Origin of the sequence: Paenibacillus sp. NPDC056933 (assembly GCF_042674385.1) — a bacterium.
Taxonomy (GTDB): Bacteria; Bacillota; Bacilli; order Paenibacillales; family Paenibacillaceae; genus Paenibacillus.
The window spans coordinates 863779-883320 of record NZ_JBHUQN010000003.1 but is presented as its reverse complement, the minus strand read 5'-3'; the positions used below and the strand labels follow the sequence as shown (position 1 = coordinate 883320).

Annotated in this window: 13 protein-coding genes; 1 reads left to right on the top strand and 12 read right to left on the bottom strand. The window is 39.5% G+C overall.

Annotated features, from left to right (window positions below; translation table 11 throughout):
* Positions 1-26 precede the first annotated feature (26 nt).
* The 10 genes from rffA to ACFTRD_RS23935 all read right to left on the bottom strand — a co-directional run bounded on the left by rffA (position 27) and on the right by ACFTRD_RS23935 (position 12138).
* The gene (rffA, locus tag ACFTRD_RS23980) at positions 27-1160 is read right to left on the bottom strand and encodes a dTDP-4-amino-4,6-dideoxygalactose transaminase (protein WP_379384395.1); all 1134 of its coding nucleotides are present in this window, start codon (positions 1158-1160) and stop codon (positions 27-29) included.
* Positions 1160-1531, bottom strand: a complete 372-nt coding sequence (locus ACFTRD_RS23975) for an EamA family transporter (RefSeq protein WP_379384393.1) — start codon at positions 1529-1531, stop codon at positions 1160-1162. Before ACFTRD_RS23975 ends, rffA begins: the two co-directional genes overlap by 1 nt.
* Entirely contained in the window at positions 1528-2406 is an 879-nt protein-coding gene (locus tag ACFTRD_RS23970; RefSeq protein WP_379384391.1) for a formyltransferase family protein, read from the bottom strand. Before ACFTRD_RS23970 ends, ACFTRD_RS23975 begins: the two co-directional genes overlap by 4 nt.
* A complete protein-coding gene (locus ACFTRD_RS23965) occupies positions 2375-3340 on the bottom strand; it encodes a glycosyltransferase family 2 protein (protein WP_379384389.1) in 966 nt (321 codons plus the stop codon). The genes ACFTRD_RS23970 and ACFTRD_RS23965 overlap by 32 nt, the downstream gene beginning before the upstream one ends.
* Positions 3341-3610: 270 nt before the next feature.
* A complete protein-coding gene (locus tag ACFTRD_RS23960) occupies positions 3611-4270 on the bottom strand; it encodes a hypothetical protein (RefSeq protein WP_379384387.1) in 660 nt (219 codons plus the stop codon).
* Positions 4271-4281: 11 nt separating this feature from the next.
* On the bottom strand, positions 4282-5619 hold the full coding sequence (locus ACFTRD_RS23955) for a glycosyltransferase family 39 protein (protein ID WP_379384385.1): 1338 nt from the start codon (positions 5617-5619) through the stop codon (positions 4282-4284).
* Positions 5620-5662: 43 nt separating this feature from the next.
* Positions 5663-7942, bottom strand: a complete 2280-nt coding sequence (locus ACFTRD_RS23950) for a glycosyltransferase family 2 protein (protein WP_379384383.1) — start codon at positions 7940-7942, stop codon at positions 5663-5665.
* Between the two features lie 17 nt (positions 7943-7959).
* Entirely contained in the window at positions 7960-9540 is a 1581-nt protein-coding gene (locus ACFTRD_RS23945) for a class I SAM-dependent methyltransferase (RefSeq protein ID WP_379384381.1), read from the bottom strand.
* Positions 9537-10757 carry an ABC transporter ATP-binding protein gene (locus tag ACFTRD_RS23940; protein ID WP_379384465.1) on the bottom strand — a complete coding sequence of 407 codons (1221 nt, stop codon included), beginning with the start codon at positions 10755-10757 and terminating at the stop codon, positions 9537-9539. The genes ACFTRD_RS23945 and ACFTRD_RS23940 overlap by 4 nt, the downstream gene beginning before the upstream one ends.
* 10 nt (positions 10758-10767) lie before the next feature.
* The gene (locus tag ACFTRD_RS23935) at positions 10768-12138 is read right to left on the bottom strand and encodes an ABC transporter permease (RefSeq protein ID WP_379384379.1); all 1371 of its coding nucleotides are present in this window, start codon (positions 12136-12138) and stop codon (positions 10768-10770) included.
* A 134-nt stretch (positions 12139-12272) separates the two neighbouring features.
* On the opposite strand from ACFTRD_RS23935, the gene ACFTRD_RS23930 reads away from it, so the two are divergent.
* Positions 12273-14738, top strand: coding sequence for an O-antigen ligase family protein (locus tag ACFTRD_RS23930; RefSeq protein ID WP_379384377.1), 2466 nt, complete (start codon positions 12273-12275; stop codon positions 14736-14738).
* Positions 14739-14872: 134 nt separating this feature from the next.
* Here the strand turns inward: ACFTRD_RS23930 and galU are convergent, their stop codons facing one another.
* Complete coding sequence (galU, locus tag ACFTRD_RS23925; RefSeq protein WP_192271156.1) at positions 14873-15751, bottom strand: UTP--glucose-1-phosphate uridylyltransferase GalU; 879 nt, start codon at positions 15749-15751, stop codon at positions 14873-14875.
* A 73-nt stretch (positions 15752-15824) separates the two neighbouring features.
* Positions 15825-19535 (bottom strand): DEAD/DEAH box helicase, encoded by a 3711-nt coding sequence (locus ACFTRD_RS23920; RefSeq protein ID WP_379384374.1) that lies wholly within the window; start codon positions 19533-19535, stop codon positions 15825-15827.
* Between the last annotated feature and the right edge of the window lie 7 nt (positions 19536-19542).

Here is a 19542-nt window from a genome sequence, read left to right as displayed (position 1 = left end):
CCCCTCAATTCAATTTGTTTATGAGCTTATTGTTGCATGTAAAAATCCTTGATTTCGGTGATTACTTTATTTATCTCATCAAGAGTAATGTTGTAATAGAGAGGCAGTCTAATTAGGCGTTCACTCTCTTGTGTAGTGTAAATATCTTCACCACTTAATCTGCCGTACTCTTTGCCAGCTTGAGATGAGTGCAAAGGAATGTAGTGAAAAACGGACTGAATATGTCTACTTTTCAAATGGTTTATTAATCGAGTCCTTTCATCTAAATTAGCAGCTTTTAAGTAAAACATGTGTGCATTATGTGAAATATTCCCAGGGACAGTAGGTAACTCTATTTTCCCGCTAACTTCCAACTCTTTCAAACCTTTATAATAAGTTTCCCAGCAGTCTAAACGATAGGCATTTATTAATTCCGAATTCTCAAGTTGTGCAAACAGAAAAGCAGCATTAAGTTCACTAGGAAGATAGGACGAACCGATGTCCACCCATGAATACTTATCAACCTGCCCCCTAAAAAATCTTGCTCTGTTTGTTCCTTTTTCACGGATAATTTCAGCTCTCTCAATAAATCGCTTATCATTTATAATAAGAGCTCCGCCCTCACCGCAGTTATAATTTTTAGTTTCATGAAAACTATAACAACCAAGATGTCCTATTGTGCCTAATTTTTTGCCCTTAAAAGTACTCATAACTCCCTGAGCCGCATCTTCAACTACAATTAAATTGTATTTTTTAGCTAGTTCCATAATAGTATCCATGTCACATGATACCCCAGCATAATGCACTGGAACAATAGCTTTTGTTTTAGAAGTAATTGCACCTTCAATTAAATTTTCATTCATATTCATTGTATCTGGACGAACATCTACAAACACAATTTTTGCTCCTCGAACTACAAATGCATTAGCTGTGGATACAAATGTATAAGAGGGCATTATGACCTCATCCCCTGCTTTAATATCTATAAGAATCGCTGCCATTTCTAGAGCATGCGTACAAGATGTGGTCAGCAACGCTTTATTAGCTTCAAAATTCTTTTCGAACCATTCATTACATTTTTTTGTGAATCCCCCATCTCCCGATAAGTGCCCACTTATTATAGCTTCACTTACGTATACTGCTTCTTTTCCAGTAATTGCGGGTTTATTAAACGGTATCATTATGACATCGACCTACTTGATATTAGGATTCCTACTACAACAAACAAAAGCCCTACAATTTTATATAGTGTAATAGGTTCTTTAAATAAAAAAGCTGAAAAGATAAATACTAAAACATAAGAAAAACTCATAAAAGGATATGCATAACTTATGTTAAACTTAGTCATGGCAGCCATCCAAAACAATGAGGCAACAAATGCCGATACGAGTGATGAAAAAATAAATGGATCAAACACTAATTTCACTAAAAACATTATTTTTTCAATGAATGGATCTGGCATATTACCATAACTTGAAACACGCCATTTCATTGCTAATTGACCATAAACGGTGAAAATAATTGTACCTAATATATATATATATCCTATCATTTAAATCTAACCCTATACTTTTTTAATGGTATTAACTCTTCTTTTGTCTCTTCATCTACAATACTTAAAATTTTTATCAGTCCTTTACCGCAAACTATGATTGGAATTCCATCTTCCATAAATATAACTTTCCCTGGAGTTCTATTTTCAATAGTAACATCTTCAATTACTATACTATCATTAATGCGGATTTTTTTCCCATTAATATAAGAGGAGGCTCCTTTGAACGGGAATCCAGTAGCATCTATGAATCGTTTTATAAATTCCGCATCTTTCTTCCAATCAATTTGATAATCTTCTTCATCTAGCCACAAACTATAAGTTGCAAAACTCTCATCTTGTTTTTTTGACTGGATTTGCTCCCCTTTGATCCACTTTTCCATAATTGTTTCTACTAACGAAATATATATTGGAGAAATTAACTCTATAGCATCAGCCACTTTAATTGGATACTGAATATCAATAGATTTCTGAGCAATAATCTCCCCTCGGTCGTACTCCTTGGAAGCGAATAAGGCAGTGACTCCTAAAGTTTCTTCGTGATTAATTAAACAGTTAACCAGCGGAGAAAACCCTCGATATTGGGGCAAAAGAGAATCATGAAAAACAATAAGTCTATTAACTTCTTTAATTAACCATCGCCATCCAATAGCAAAAGTAATATTACTTTTTACACTTGGAGCTTCAGATCGATAGTAAATCCTCACTTGATTCGATTCACATAGTTTCCGAATTTCCACACTATAATCTCTTTCAACATTTTTATCTTGACCCACTACTACAAAGTCAATATATTTCGAACCGTACTTCCTAAGAAAACTTTCAAGTACACTGAAGCCCTTTTTATTCATTAAAAACATCGTTATTTTTTCCATATACTTCCCTCACAATATAAATAGGACGTTTTTTTGTTTCATCAAATATTCTACTGACATATAAACCTACAATGCCTAGTACAAATATCAAAAATCCCCCTACCATCCAAATAGACGCTATAAGGCTCGCCCACCCTTGGATACTAGTTATACCTAATAGAGCTTCCAAAATTATATACAAAGCATATAAAAAAGATAAAAATGAAATTATAAAACCTAACTTCACAGTTAAGCGCAAAGGTTTATCCGAAAACGATATTATAGTATTTAGAGATAGACGTATTAGCTTTTTTAAAGAATACCCCGATTCTCCTTGTTCTCTTTTCCCATGCTCAATTTCAACAGAAGTAGAAATAAAACCACTCCATCTGACCATTACAGGAAAAAATCTCAAACTTTCTCTCATGGAGATAATTACATCTATTACTCTTCTATGATAGACTCCAAAGTTAGCAATAGCCTCATCTTGCCTAGTCTCAGTTAAATAACTAAATAAGCCATAAAATAATCGCGAGGATAGTTTTTTCAAAAAGCTATCTTGCCTATTTACTCGCCTGCCTTGAACTATATCATAACCTTCTAAAGCTTTCTCATACATTTTCAAAATTTCTTCTGGCTTGTCTTGGAGATCCCCATCCATTACCACAATCCAATCGCCACGACTTAAATCTAATCCTGCCGTAATAGCATAATGTTGTCCGAAATTCTTCGAGAAATTTATCCCTTTCACTCTCTCATCTAAATCTACTATCCCCTTTATAAGATTCCAAGAATTATCTTTACTTGAATCGTTCACGAAAATGATTTCAAACTTTTTCGTGATCACTTCTAGTGAGATTTTTAATCTAGAATAAAGCTCCGCTATAAAAGGGGAATTGTTATAAATCGGTATTACAACTGAGATGTTTAAATTTCCACTTTCTAGCTTAGACACTTATTACTTCCTCCTTAATGTTGTCCAAAAAATTTGATATCAATTGGATTGGGATTCTCTACTTATTATAAAATAAAACCTCAAATTCACATCACTTGAGGACCATTCCTTTAGAAACCATTAAAATTGAATATCTACTCAGAGCACTAAACATCTAAGTGCTTATCATATAAATATTTTAGGTTCTTGCACCCAGACAAGATCTAAGAACAGAACCACGCTTCAACTAAAAGCAATGATCTTCCAAAAACATTATTTAAAGGAGTTGTGCTAATTCTTTCTATATTTATATACCTCGTATATAACAACGATAAAATAAAAGATGCAACTTAGTATTCCACCAACTAAAACAATATATGAAATAACTATTGATACTGGTAACTGTCTTAAAAGATCATTAAGTTTGTCTAGCATACTGGAAGTATAAAAAGTCTTAAAAACCATATCTCCATCAAGTTGATTACCATTCAAATACAATTCGCCATCCTTGTACAAATCACTGGAAGACTTCCACAAAGTTATATAATTACCTATTTCACCACCCTCAACTGTTATACTTACTATAAATTTTTTCCCTGCCGAGTTTTTTACAGGATCAAAGACAAAATCTCGAAATTTATTGTCCTCTAACTCAATACTGTTAAATAATTCTTCATAAATAACATTTTTTTCTTCGTCAAACAATTCAAGTTTCAAAGTCGAATTGTTTAATCTTTGATATGTTCCAAAATAGATTTGTACCTCGTTAAAGTTATTATGTTGCACAATAAAACTTTGACGAATAATATCGCTCTTAACTAACTCTCCTATTGGAACTTCAGATGAAGTTTGTGAAACATCTTGATATTGTTTACTTTCTGTATAAAAAAGCGACAAACTAAAAGTTATGATTAATATTAGCATCCCGATAAAAATAATATACTTTTTCATTGTTATCTCCATCACAATTGATAATAACTAGGCACAATGATTTTCATTAGAGCAAATATGTTTAACCCTAACATTAATGTTCCAACTACCAAATAAGTAATCCCGCTTAATTTAGGACTAATAAATTTAGAAAAACCAATACAAGAAAATAGTACTATAGGAAATAGAGCTGGGTATACGTAGCGCCCTTGAGCCTGAAAATCAGAAAAGTAAGAATAGTAGATACTTAGTCCAAAAGCAAGTGGTATTAATGATAATATTGCAATATACACAGCCTTATTGTGCAAGTACTTCATTATCTCTTTAAAATTCAACAATTTCCCTCTTATCGAATTCACAAATAAACTTATTAAGCCTATGAAAGCAGCTATTTGAACTACAGAGATTACAGTATACACTTTATCACTGTAGGGTTTGTCCATATAACCGAATATCCCCCAGAAGCTTTTATAAGTGATCCCTAACCAGTTGTAAGTAAATAACATTTCAAAAATACCAATCCCCTGCTTTTCCATAGTCAGACGATTTGATGGCTTAAGCTCCGGAATTGCAAGTCTTTCAGAAAGCTCTTTACTATAATTAAAACCAATAAAATCTCCATTATATAGTATATAACTTCTCACAAACCACCATCCACTTAAAACAAGGATAGGGATAACAAGGAAAAACAATTTCTTGATAAATCCTTTTTTGGACATCACAAAAAAATCAACAAGTAGTAAAATCGCTGTTACGGGTATTATAATATATCCATTTAAGTATGTAAGCAGACAGAAAGATAGGCCAATACCAATGAAAATATAGTATTTTGAGGACCAACCTTTTTTTCTTCCTAATACCCATAAATAGATAATTGATAAATTTACTGCTATAGAAAAGGAATCTTGATTAACATAAGCATTAATAAAAGAATAACCCGGGATAAATGCAAAAATAGCAGATGTAAAATATACGAGTTTTTTCTCTAAATTAAGTTCTGTGCAAATTCGGTATACCAAATAAACAGAAATGACACCAGATAATATAGAAATAATGCGATGAACTAAATATAAATTACCAATATCAAACAAATCATTAAATAAGAACATTAAACCTGCTCCAAAAATATAAGGCAGGTACGGATTTGTAGCATAAGTATAGCCATAGTCACCATATATCAATCGTTCATCACCTGGAATAGGCAGTTCGTGATACCTGAAGATAAAATTCGCTACATCATACCTTTGAAATTCATCAGGCGCAGCATTGAAGGGCACAATAATAGCCCATATTGAATATAAAAAGAAACTCAAAAAAAGTAGACTAACTATAAACTTATTTTTTTTAAACCAGTGTATAAAAAGAGCCAACTGCAATTCTCCTATCCATAATTAAATTTCCCCTAAATTAGATTCATATTTTATTACTAATAGAAAAGTCCTCTTTCACTCTGCTCAAATTTGGATTGTAATGAGGGTCATTGTCTAGAATATCACCCCATTTTTCTCTCATAAAATCAACTTCTTTTTTGAATCTCAATTGTTTTTCAGGAGTATCTTCATACCCCCTACTTTTAGATTCGTAATGATACAATTGCACTTGTGGTAGCCAAATATTACGATAGCCTGCCTTCCAAATCTTCAAGCAAAAATCCACGTCATTAAATGCAACTTTTAGGTCTTCCTCCAATCCACCCACCTCTTGGTAAATATCCTTTCTAACCATCAAGCAGGCCGCTGTGACTGCGGTATAGTTGCTGACCATCTTCAACCGGCTAAAGTAGCCCTTCTCGGATGCCCTAAAATGTTTATGACTATGACCCGCTACTCCACCAATGCCTAGCACGACCCCAGCATGCTGTATAGTATTATCTGGATAGTAAAGACATGCACCTACTGCTCCAATTTCCGGTCTCCAAGCCTGACTTGCCATTTCAGTCAGCCAGTTAGGAGTAATCACTTCAACATCATTATTTAGGAGAAGGATTAGTTCTCCACGCGTTTGTTTCACACCAAAGTTATTGATTTGAGAATAATTAAAAGGAACGTCATATTCAAAGTATCGGAAACGGTCTGGTTCTGCCGCAACCCATTTTTTGTAGACCTCAAATGTATCTAAAGTATCGCTTCCGTTGTCCACCACAATCACTTCATAGTTGGAATAGGTCGTCTTGTTGAAAATAGAATATAGGCATTTTTCTAATACATCAGCTAAATTTTTATTAGGAATTACAATTGATACAAATGGTTCTTTTTCTAATTTATAATTAACTTGATACAAGTTGGGGATCTCTTCAACCCCTTCTACCCAACCGTTAACCTTTCTTCTACTCAATGCATCTTCTAAGGCCTTCATACCAGAGATATGAGTATAGCTTTTGGAAGAACCCTGAAATGCTGTAGATCCAGCAATTGTTCTCCAGTGGTACAGTATTTTGGGAATATGATAAATATGTTCAGTCAATTCACTAACCCTTAATACAAGATCGTAATCCTGACTTCCTTCATATCCTTTTCTGAAACCTCCCACCTGATCAATCAAATCTTTACGATATATACTGAAATGGCAAGTATACATTTGTGAAAGCAAAAGATCAGGAGACCAGTCAGGCTTAAAGTAAGGAGAATGTCTAACACCATCTTCAGTAATCTTGTCTTCATCACTATAGACAATATCAGCTTCAGGATGCTGATTAAGAAGTTTGACGTTTTCATATAAAGCGTCAACGGTCAGCTCATCGTCGTGATCCAATAGCCCAATATATACACCCGTCGCTACTTCAAGTCCCGAATTTGATGATTCAGAGATATGTCCGTTTTTATTACGGAAAACCACCTTGATCCGGTTATCCTTTTGTGCATATTCATTCAAAACTTTCTTAATATGCGGTTTAGTAGAAGCATCATCTGAAATACAAAGTTCCCAATTTGAATAAAGTTGTTTTAATACAGAATCAATACAGAGACGTAACCACTTTTCTTCGACATTATAGACAGGAAGAATAATTGAGATAAGAGGTTGGTATGCCAAGTTATCGATCTCATCAAGTATCCTCTCGAGATCCTTAGATGTCAGTTCCTGATTAGCAATCCAATTTTCGTAACTATTAGTTGACTCAATGTTTTGATTTCCGGCATAGGCTTTAAACTTGGACCAAGTTGCCTTCAAACCTCTTGTACGCATGATCTGAAAAGCCTTTTTGAGCAATTCTCTGGTTGCTGGATTTGTTACTCCCTTTTGATTGATCACTTTCAGGAAAAATTGACTCACCATTGCAAATCGCGTCGTTTTTTTCATTTGTACATTTGTTAGTATAAACTCTACTTCATCTTCACCTGGGTCAATTCTCAAATTCTTGGTGCCTGGTGGAATAAATAGCATGACCTCACGTTTCGCAAAACCTTTCGGGATAGAAGAAAAAGTGAGACTTTCAGACTCAGAAAACCCATTCCCCTGATCCCAATACATCTTAAGTGGGATAAAGGATTCCGCTTCAGATTCCCATTTCATCTTGTTCCATCCTGGAAAGTACTTCCCCTTCACCAAAAAAGCTGGGTCATTTCCAGTTGATATCCATCTTCCATCCTTGTCTTCTAACTGTGAAATAGGATTTAATGTAACTTTTGTCTTAATTCCAAACAAGCCCGCAAATGCAGGTCCAACTCGATTTCTCAATATGCTTTTGATACCCAAAACAAGCCCCCCAAACATCATCTTCCAATTATCTTTTTAATTACTGTAATAACCTTCCAGTATTTCGCGCTATATATGTTTTGTAGCTCTTGGTGAGCCCTACTCAATTCCCCTTTTAAAGTTTCAGATTCAACGTTTCGCGCTTTTAGCTCCTGCTCGGTTTCAATTTTCAGTTGCTCTACTTCCAATTTTGACTGCTCTAACTGATAAGTTTGCTGCTGATGTAGCTGATTCATCTTTTCCTTATCTAATGCAAGTTGATGCAGTTCTTCATTCAGCCTATGAATCTCAGCCTTACGATGATCGGACTCTTCTAATATTTGCTCTTTGTTTTCCTGAAGCCTATTCGCTTCTAAAAATGTCTTTTCGATTTCCAAAAGTAATCTACGCTCGTCTTTTGTAAGTGAAATAACATCGAAGCTGATTGAAAATATTGAAATCGGGTCTGGAAAGCTTAAAATGAGAAAAGGATCATCATTTGAAAATCCATAATTCCCATCAAAGGCGTATAAGTAATTCCCGCTCTCAAATAATGCCTCAACCAATTCCCCCTGAAGATCACGAATTGTCAAATTTTCTATTTTAAAGATGCCTTTATAATCGGATGGATCAATCCGCAGTGCAGTAATAGGCTCACTCCGGTTATAATTCCATAGGAACTTGTTGACAGATTGATTTTCATACAATCCAACTTTAAAGCTTTCCTCTTCATTAAATCCACTCCCGCTATCCACAAACACTTGAATCTTATCCGGCTCCGATCCTCCAACTGTTTTATTCTTGACAAGTACTGAAGCCAGGGAAGAGAATGTACCCTTGAGCCTTTCTAATTCTTCGAACCGTTCCGGTGCCTTAATGAGCTGACTTCTTTTTTCAATAAGTTCGGACATTCTGCGATTTCTGCTAGCTATATATATCTTTCGATAGGAATTTTCCGTATAATCCACTTCGAAAACTTGCGAATTGTAAAAACGATCTATCGCTGCACGATAGCCATACAGCTCAGGCGAATAGGCAGCCATAAAGTGAACTTCCATCATACTTTCCCAAATTGGCAGACTTCCATGACTAATTATTCGGTAGTTCAGTCCCAGTTTTAACAAAAATGTGTTCAACTCGTTTTGACTAGGAAGTCCATTTTCAAAGTGCTCAGCCAACCATCTAAAATCTTCACGAAACAGAGATTTATACACAGCATTCGCCCTGCGTTCAGCTTCGCTCACGAGGGGAGAAGCAAAAGGAGCTGTAATAACAAAAAACTCTTTACTTACTCGATCTAGCTCACTAATAAAGTCATCCCGCTTATCTGGAGGAATATGTTCGAAGACATCCAACGCTACAACAATATCAAAATGATCATCGGGGAACTCCATTTTTGTGGCGTCTCCAAGAATGTAGTCGGGATGCATTTGCAATTCTTCTGGTAGTTCAATGTCCAAATATTTAATAGTATCCTGAGATAGAAATTTTTCTAAATTCCGATGTTCGTTGGCGCCCACCTCAAGTATCTCAAAATGTTCACCGTCATCTCTCATGCTATTAATTACATCCGCGACATTTTTATAGCGTTGATATTGATCGAATAAGAAATCAATCATTTAACCACGTCCCATTCATGATTGATATATACCAAACCTTCTGAAAAATACTTATTTGTAATTTTAAAGGCCAACTTATTTTCCTGATAATGAAGACACACCAGCCCCTCATTATTAAAAAGCCCTATATCTATGCAATAAGTTCCCCCAAGCAATGGAATTGTTGGAATAACATATTTCACTCGATGTTTCCCTCTCTTTGTAGGAATTGAAACCTTCTCAAGGAATGTATTTGGACCAAAAATATAGTCCCGATTTGGAGTGTAAATAGCCACACCTAGGAGTAAATCGGGAATTTCAGGCTCGTATACATCATAGTCAACCTCGACTTCGAGCCTTTCATGTGTTCTAAAATTCTCCTTATTTATATGAGCCTCTGTTATATAGGCCAAAATATCAGGATTCTCAGGCAAAACAAGCTCCTCTACCGCCTGATTCTCTTGAATATCTAAAGTTACATTTCGCTTTTCAACATGGTCTTCTATATAGTTTTTCATGAAGTCTTCATACTCATCGACGACTTCACTTGCATCACCAATAGCTTCAACTACCCCATTCTTAATCCAAACTGCTTTATTACAAAACCTCTTCACTTGCTCCACTGCATGCGATACAAAAAGAATAGTTGTCCCTTTTGATTTCAGTTCCTTCATTTTATCGATACATTTTGTTTGAAATCGGATGTCTCCTACAGCCAACGCCTCATCTACAATCAGTATATCTGGATCCACATTAATGGATACGGCAAAAGCAAGTCTCGCGAACATACCACTTGAATATACCTTGACCGGTTGATCGATAAAAGTACCAATATCAGCAAACTCAATAATCGCTGCTATTCTGGGTTCCATTTCCTCCCTCGAATATCCCATCATAAGTCCATTCAGATAAATATTTTCTCTACCTGTATATTCGGGGTTAAAACCAGCGCCAAGCTCAAGTATTGCTGCAATTTTCCCATTAACTTGAATATTTCCGCTCGTTGGTGATAGCACACCTGTAATCATCTTCAACAAGGTCGATTTACCCGATCCATTTTTCCCCAAAATGCCAAGTGCATCACCTTTTTTAACCGAAAAGTTAATTCCATTCAAGGCAGAGAATTCACGATGATACTTTTTTTTAGTGATAGATAAAGCTTCTTTCAGTCGATCTGCCGGTTTATCATAGAGTTTATACGTTTTAACTACTTGCTGAATTTTAATTATAGGCTCCATCATTCCACCCCTAGAGCACATCAGAAAAGTGTGATTTTAATTTTTTAAATGTGAGAACTCCTAGTGTCAAAACACTAAAACAGAAGAACCAAAAATAAAGCATTTCATATGGTCTCTCATAGAATATTACATGGTCTATCAAAGAATCTCTGAACCCCTGAACAATATAAAACATTGGATTGAGTTTGAAAATAAACGCCCAGAATTCATTCAACATAGTAACAGGCCACCCAATAGGCGTGAACCAAAAACCCATTTGTAAGACAATTCCAATAATTTGATTTAAATCCTTAAAGAATAAAACAAGCGAAGCAGTCAGTAATGACATTGAAAAGATTAAAAAGATCATACATATTAAATAGTAAAGTATTTGAACTGTATATACTGTTGGATAATATCCATAAACACCATAGACAATAAAAATAAATAGAATAAAAAATAAATGAACAAAAAGTGCAGAACCTATTTTTACGAAAGGTAACAACTCAATACGAAAAACTACCTTCTTGACTAGATAACTGTACTCGATAAATGCATTAGTCGCACCAGAAAAAGCTTCCGAAAAAAAGAACCATGGAATAATTCCAGCTATAAACCAAAGTATAAAAGGTACATCCGCTACGTCACCACTTCTTAGGCCCACTTGAAAAACAAACCAGTAGGTTACTATTGTCAATAATGGAGTAATGAATCCCCATACTACACCAAGATAAGAAGATGCAAATTTTGTTTTAAAATCATTTTTTGCTAGATTGAGCGCTAAATTTCTACTTTGATATATGGGCTTAATCAATTCTAAACTCTTTTTCATGTGTCGCACTATACAAGTCGTCAACACGGCTATTAATAAACTGACTAATAGATTTCCAACTATATGAAACATACTGTATCCATCAAAGATAGTAGGAACTATAGGAGTGAAATTAAATGCGATATACGGGTCACTCCCTATAGATTCGATGAGCAAACTTTCATTTTGCTTTTTCTCAATCTTGACTTCATTGGTATTAACATTCAATTTTTCCACCTGTATAGGTTGGGTAGATATGGCTTTAGCTTCCACATTGCGAATAGATATTTCGGCTTTTTGCGTCCCGAGATCAATTCGAACTTTTAAAGTGTTATTCGGAAGTTCATAACTCATTTTTTTCCATTGACCAGGTTTATCATAAATTAAATGTCTGGACTGAGCCTCGTTCCATTCACCACCCTCTGCAACTGTTAGAAAGAATACTTGATAGTCGTCTTCGTTGGGAGCATTTACTTCAAAACTTAAAGAAACCCTTGCCGAATCTTTTTGGTAATTATCAATTAAATGAAATGAACCAACAAAAGCGATAACTGCAACAAATAATAAAACTATTCGTTTAAACAAAGACATTAAAAAGCTCCTTAACATTAGAGTACTCTATCTTTTTTTCATATATTTATTAATCTATAGCTTTTCTACTTTGGCCTATCCCATTATGTTATGCTAAAATATTGTCGTACCTACAAGTAAAGGAGAATCATATCTTGTCGAATCCAGTATACGGGAAACAAAAGAAAACGTCGAGCAAAGCAACTACCAACTCGACCTCGCCACTATTATGGACACTTACCATAGGGCTTATCTTATTTTTACTCTGGTCCTCTTTCCAAGTTGCGTTATTCAACGGACAAACGCTTCAATTTGAAGGACCCATTTATTGGGCGATTGCAATTACAACCCTCCTATTCACTATGTGGGTTGCTCTCTACTTCAAGCAGATTAAGTTAGAAACTCAGCAAGATTGGCTTAAGATCGCGGTGATATTGCTGCCACTTACCTATGTCCTGTCACTCATCAGTGCAGCATCTGAATATTTGGCAGTCAACATGATTCTCATCCAGTGCATTTATGCAATGATCTTTGTAATGGCTATGTACCTGCTCCAAAACAACAAAATCAATCATATCATACAATCTTCCTTAATAGGAATTGCATATGTTATTGTCGGATTTGGTTTGTTAAACTGGCTGGGGGCCTTCAGTTTCGCAGGCAAGCTTGTCGGGTGGTTCTCGGCCGGCGTTGTGAATGGAGTCTATAACCAAGCCATCTGGAACGATTCAAACGGTCCACGGCTTGCATCGGTGTTTCAGTATCCCAATACATACGCCGCTTTCCTGATGGCATTTTTGTTTATTACCATTTTCAGTATGATCCGTTCCAAAAAAGTGTACATGCAGCTTCTACATGGTTTCATGCTTGTGCCGATCATTCTGTCCCTACTGCTGACACTTTCCCGGACGGGGCTTGTCATGCTTCCGGTTGTGTTTATTATTCTTTTGCTGCTGTTGAAACCTGCAAAGCAAATTTTGTGGTTTATCTATTGTGGAGTAGCCGGAATCGGTACACTTATCGTTTTAAATCCGATAAATGCAGCTGGACTGGAATTACAAAAGCAATACTCTGGCTCACTCGCAGCCAAGGGTTGGATTTATCTAATTGTTGCATCCATAGTTGTGGCGTTGTTATGTTGGGTTATCCAGCGTTGGGTTGCACCTCGCCTCGAGGGCAGACTTCAATCCTGGTCAGATCGGAAAGGGTCCAGTTTATGGATTCCACTAGGCTCCGTCATTCTCACCGTTATTGTTGCCGTGCTTCTGCTTGGTACCAGTGTACGAAACATTTTGCCAGACAGCATTAGTACCCGGCTTGAAAATATCAATTTCCAACAGCACAGTGTGTTGGAGCGGATTACATTTTATAAAGATGCTACGAAACTATTTGCAGACTACCCGATCATTGGTGCGGGTGGTGGAGCATGGACCACCTTGTATGAAAAATATCAGAACAATCCTTATGTCAGTGCCCAAGCACACAACTTCTTCATGCAATACCTGGTTGAAGTAGGGATCATAGGCTTTGTCGTATTTATGACATTTATTCTCGTTGTATTCTATCAATATGTGCGTGCTTACTTAAAACGAAGTGAGGAAGAACGCGAAGCACATTTCGTGTACTTCATTCTGTCGATGTCCATTCTGGTACTGAGTCTTCTCGACTTCAATATGAGTTATGTCTTTATCGGAATCTTGGTATTCCTTGGACTCGGAGGTATGGCTGCTGCCATGGATTCCAAGCCCGTGCGTCGATTGAAGATGAGTGACTCCACTGCACGCGGAATCTACAGCGCAATTGCTGGAGTAGCTGTAATCGTCCTGCTCATTATATCTGTCCGTTTCCTGCAAGCGAATCATTATGCCTACGAGGCAAAAGAGGTAGCTCAGACTAGCCAGGACTTTCAGATGATCAAAGCTCCACTGGAGAAAGATCTTTCGATTCGCAGCACACATTCAGACTCATTGCTGATGCTGGCTTCCCTGTATCAACAGGGCTATGAGCAAACGAAAGATGATCAGTTCTATACGGCCTCTGCACAGTTGCTCCAGCATGGTCTTGAAGCAGAGCCATTCAATAAGAGCATGGTGAAGCAACTCATAAGTCTATACGATTTGAAGGGTGAGTTTGACCAGGCCTATGCACTTCAAAAAGAATATGCTGCCAATTACGTCTATGATATGGACTGGTATGAACAGTTGATCAACCGTTCATTCAATCTGGGATATCAGGCCATTGGACAAGGAGATACAGCCAAGAAGGAATCCTACTTCGCTTCGGGTTTGGATGCTTACCAGCGCGTTGTAGAGGGAATCGAGCACTTAAAGACTCTTCCTGAAGGGCAGCTTCAAGGACAACCATTCGATCTCACTCCTACAATGATTCTGGATGCAGGCAAGATGAAATATATGTTAAACGACTCGGCTGGATCTGTTGCGATCCTGAAAGGTGGAATAATAGAGGATCTAACCGATGCAACCAACCGTGAAATTGCAAGGTGGTATCTTGCTGTGCTGGCGAAGGAAGGACAACAGGATCAAGCTGTATATGATAAACTGATTGCTATTGCACCGACCGAGGCAGATGAAATTACAAAGATCTCAGAATTAAATTTTTAATATGTTGTATAGTTAGTAGTTTTTCCTCACAATTTTTATACACAGCAAAAAGGTTTGCCTTCACCAAAGGCAGACCTTTTTTTTGCTTTGAAACCTAATTCCTATACTTTGCAATTAATTCCTATACTTTGCAATTAATTCGATGAAACAACTTTCTTTAAATAGTTCAACAAATCCTCCCGTAGATCATCATGCTGAAGCGCATAATGAATCGTTGTCTCAATAAAGCCCAGTTTCTCTCCCACATCATGACGAAGGCCGTCAAAGTGGTACGCCAATATCCTTCTCTGTTCATTCAGGCGAGAGAGGGCATCGGTCAACTGGATTTCTCCGCCGACACCTGCCGATTGTTGGCCAAGGATCTCAAATATGTCCGGGGTAAGAATATATCGCCCCATAATGGCCAGATTCGAAGGAGCATCTTCAGGCTTTGGCTTTTCAACCAAACGCTTCGATCGGAATACTCGTTCATCGGTTTTTAGAATCTGCTCACCGTCCACAATCCCGTAGCGGGATACCTCCTTCCAATCTACCGGCTGCACACCCACGATTGGGGATTGGTATTCGTCGAACACTTCGATCATCTGCTGCAGGCAAGGCGTTTCTGCCTCTACGATATCGTCCCCAAGCAGAACAGCGAAAGGCTCATCCCCAATAAACTTGCGTGCACACCAGATCGCATGCCCTAGGCCCTTGGGTTCTTTTTGACGGATATAATGAATATCAGCCATCTCGGAAGGTTTGCGGACCTCATTCAGCAAGTCCCACTTCTGTTTACCAGCCAGGTTCTGCTCCAACTCGAATGAATAGTCAAAATGATCCTCGATGGCCCGTTTACCTTTACCTGTGACGATAATGATATCCTCAATGCCTGAAGCCACAGCTTCTTCAATAATGTACTGAATCGTCGGCTTATCAACGATCGGCAGCATTTCCTTGGGCATCGCCTTCGTGGCAGGCAGAAACCGGGTACCGAGCCCGGCCGCTGGAATAATTGCTTTGCGAATACGCACGCTAGATCCGCCCCTTCTGGTGGAGAAATAATTATATATTAGATGAATCGTATACTAATTTGGCTAGACTTCATTATACCATCAACAATTCCCGAATATCCTGCTCGGATAAGGTGGTCGATCCCCCATCCCCCGGTTCAATGACTTCGGCAATCAGATCTTTTTTGCGCTGTTGTAACTCCAGAATCTTCTCCTCAATGGTACCTTCCGTAACGAGACGGATAACCTGTACCACCTGTTTCTGCCCCATGCGATGGGCGCGTCCGATGGCTTGTTCTTCCACGGCGGGATTCCACCACAAATCGTATAAAATAACCGTATCTGCACCTGTTAAATTCAATCCGGTACCACCAGCCTTCAAGGAGATCAGGAACAGTTCAGCTTCACCCTCGTTGAATCTGCGGCACATTTCCACCCGACTCTGTGCAGGTGTCTGACCATCCAGATAGAACAAATCCCTCCCCTGCGCTGCCAACGTCTGTCGAATCAGATTCAGCATGGTTGCAAACTGGGAGAAGATGAGGATGCGTTTACCCGCAGCCAGACAATCCTGGACCGTCTCCATTAGCTGCTCCATCTTCCCGGAATCTCCCTGATAACCCTCCACAAAGAGGGCGGGATGACAGCATAACTGGCGCAGGCGTGTAATGCCGGCCAGAATTTTGATCCGATTCTTCTGAAAACCGTTCTCTTCCATGTCCTTGGATGTCTCATCCTGAAGCTGGGACAGGTAGGCGGCGTACAGTTTCTTCTGCTCAACCGTTAGTTCAGAGCGCTGCACGGTTTCAATACGATCCGGCAGTTCTTCCAGCACATCTTTCTTCAGACGACGGAGAATAAACGGACGGACCATTCGCGCGATGCGCTCAGGAGGCAAATCACGGAATCTGCGATAGCTTGGGAACAGTCCTGGGAAAACCGCTTCAAAGATCGACCACAGCTCATCCAATGAGTTCTCCACAGGTGTTCCTGTAAGAGCGAAGCGACGTGGTGCCTGAATCTGTTTAACGGCCTGAGCCGTCTGGGAAGAAGAGTTCTTAATCGCCTGGGCTTCATCCAAAATAAGCGTATGAAACGTTCTTCCGAGATATGTGTCCAGATCGCGGCGCAATAGCGGGTATGAAGTCACAATAACATCTGCGTCATCCATGCCTTCTAGCATACTGGCTCGTTCGTCTTTTTGCCCCGCCGCAATCAGAACCCGCAAATGCGGAGCAAATCGGGCAAATTCATTGGCCCAGTTGTACGTTAATGAAGCGGGTGCAACGACGAGTACTGGAGGATGAGCAGCCTGGCTTTGGATCGATAATCCATCCTGTAATGTATCTGAGGCAGTAAAGAGACTCCCAACCCCTTCCAAAGACGCCTCATTCAATGGCAGCCCGGATACAGGATCAATTCCAGAATAAGCAGCACCCGAAAGTCCCTCTGCCCGTAATCCGTTCTTCCCATAAACATCTACGCCGTCATAATCTCCGTTTAAAATCGGCTTTTCTTTCAGTTCAGCTGCAATATAAGCGATACTTTGCAGCGTTTTGCCAAGCCCCATATCATCGGCCAGAATGCCGCCAAATCGGTAAAATGCAAGTGTACGCAGCCACTGATACCCGCTGACCTGATAATCACGCAACACAGGAGCCAGTGCATCCGGCAGTGCAAAATCCATTCGTTCGGGGTCACGAAGATCATCCAGGAAACGTTTCAGGGAACCTCCCCATTTCACATGTCCCGAAACCTCGTCCCGGCCAGGAAGCTGCAGCGCTCGAACCGCCGGCAGCCGAATATGACTGCTCTTGATATCGCCCGCTGCAAGCCCAAGCGAATCCGCCATGTGCGCAAAGCTGTCTGCCCCTTCATTTTCAAGAGAGAGAAAGACACCGCTGCGCAAACGGAAATACGGTTTCTTTTCCACAATGCTGCGCATCATTTCCTGAAGCTCCAGCTCGTCTACACCTTCCATCTCGAATGAGATCTCCAGCCAGTCCAACCCTTTACCCAGGTCTGCCCGGACTTTAAGAGGTGTCGGATAGGATTGCACCATGGCCTTCACGGCATTCGGAATATAGATATCCACTTGTTTCTCAAGCTCAGGCAGCAAATGATACATCACATCATATATCGCATCTTCTCGTTCACTCGCCCATACACTGCCATCCCGCTCCAGGAAGGAATGATCTAACCGGTCAATCAGATCCCGCTCGGCATGGCGGTCACGCACCAAAATCACCTTTTTCTCTTCCTCATCGATCAAGTATTCGGCAAGTGGATTAATCACCATAACACTATAATCAAATTCTAAACGCGCTGTAATTCGTTCACGGTAAAAGTCAATGTATAACTTCGGTGCAAGTTCAGGCTCTGCAATCTGTTCGCGCACCTGGGAATCAATAGACAGATGTCCAAGCGTGCGCAGCTCCGGCACCACATGCTGTACGAATTCATCCACCTGTTGGGCAGAAATATCGATACTTTCCTTAATTCCATATGAAGTGAGCGCCCTGCTCAGATCTTCCAGACTTCGCATCTGCGTCGGTTCCAACATGTGCAATTGTCCTTCCACCACGGCAGCGTCGTAAGCCGGAAGAAGAATCAGCTCACGCAGTCCGGAGATTTCCAGCTGATATCCTTCATTAACGCCCTGTGCAATACGGTAAAACAAAGGAAGTGCGCCCTCACCCAAGGTAAGTGGTCCATTGGCTAATCCCGTTCCCTCCACCCGGCTATCTGCCTGAAGCAGCAAATCCAGCAAAGGTTTCCAGACCAAAGGAGCAATCAATATATCTCTTCCGTCCGAAGCTCCCAAGTAACCCGAAATCGACTCGCGGTACGCTTCCTCACTCTGTCTCATCCGAATAAGCATAGAAAGGATCGCCTGATCCTGGGGGCTAAAATAATGCATCGAAGGGTCGTAGAAAAACAGCTTTGTAAACGTCATTGGCTCGCCCTTCTCAATACAACTCAGAAACTGCTTTACTTTCTGTACTACATACAGGCGTTTATGGCCTACCTTTAGTTCAAGCGCGAGTTTGGCTCCGCCTTTGTGAACCTGCACTAGCTTGCATATAAACTGAAGCTGCAGCTCCTCCCGCAATGAAGACCGGGTTACAGGCGCAGTGTATTTACGATCATTTGCATGCAGAGGGCTGCGTTCTTTGGCAAACATGGAAAGAATCTGATCTGCTGTTCGGTAGGAAGGTTTATCTGCTGATCTTCCCCATCCAGGGGCCGAGCTTGGACGACCTGCTTGTGCGAAATGTACGGATGGACGATCCATGTCCAAATGGTCATCAAGCTTGGAATCGGAAGGCAATGACTCCGCTGCAAAGACCTGAGCAGATGAAGTTGAATGAGACACCACATTCATTACTGAGTCGGTATTTGAAATGGAGTTTGGGCGCTCCCACTCATTCTCCTCCACCAGCGTTCCTACTCTGGAAGTGGAGCCGCGAAGAGGTTTAGACACCAGCTTCGAGGATGTTTGAGAGCCTGTGTCACGCTGTTCTCCCCATTCATGAATCGCCAGCAATACGGCAGCCACATGTTTGCAATAGTCATAATATCTCCCATCGCCCGGACAACTACATCCGGCAACAACCTCACCTTCATCATCCAGATTAACCGTTACTTTGTATCGTTCTGTACCTCGAACCACTGCTTCGTAATGACGTTCGTCCTGACTGGCGACCAGATTGGTCACCCTGCCAGATTGGTTATACGCTTCTCCCCGTTTGAATGCCGTGACCCCGCACAGCAATTTGATATCCATCATCGTGAATGGTGCCACGGTTCTT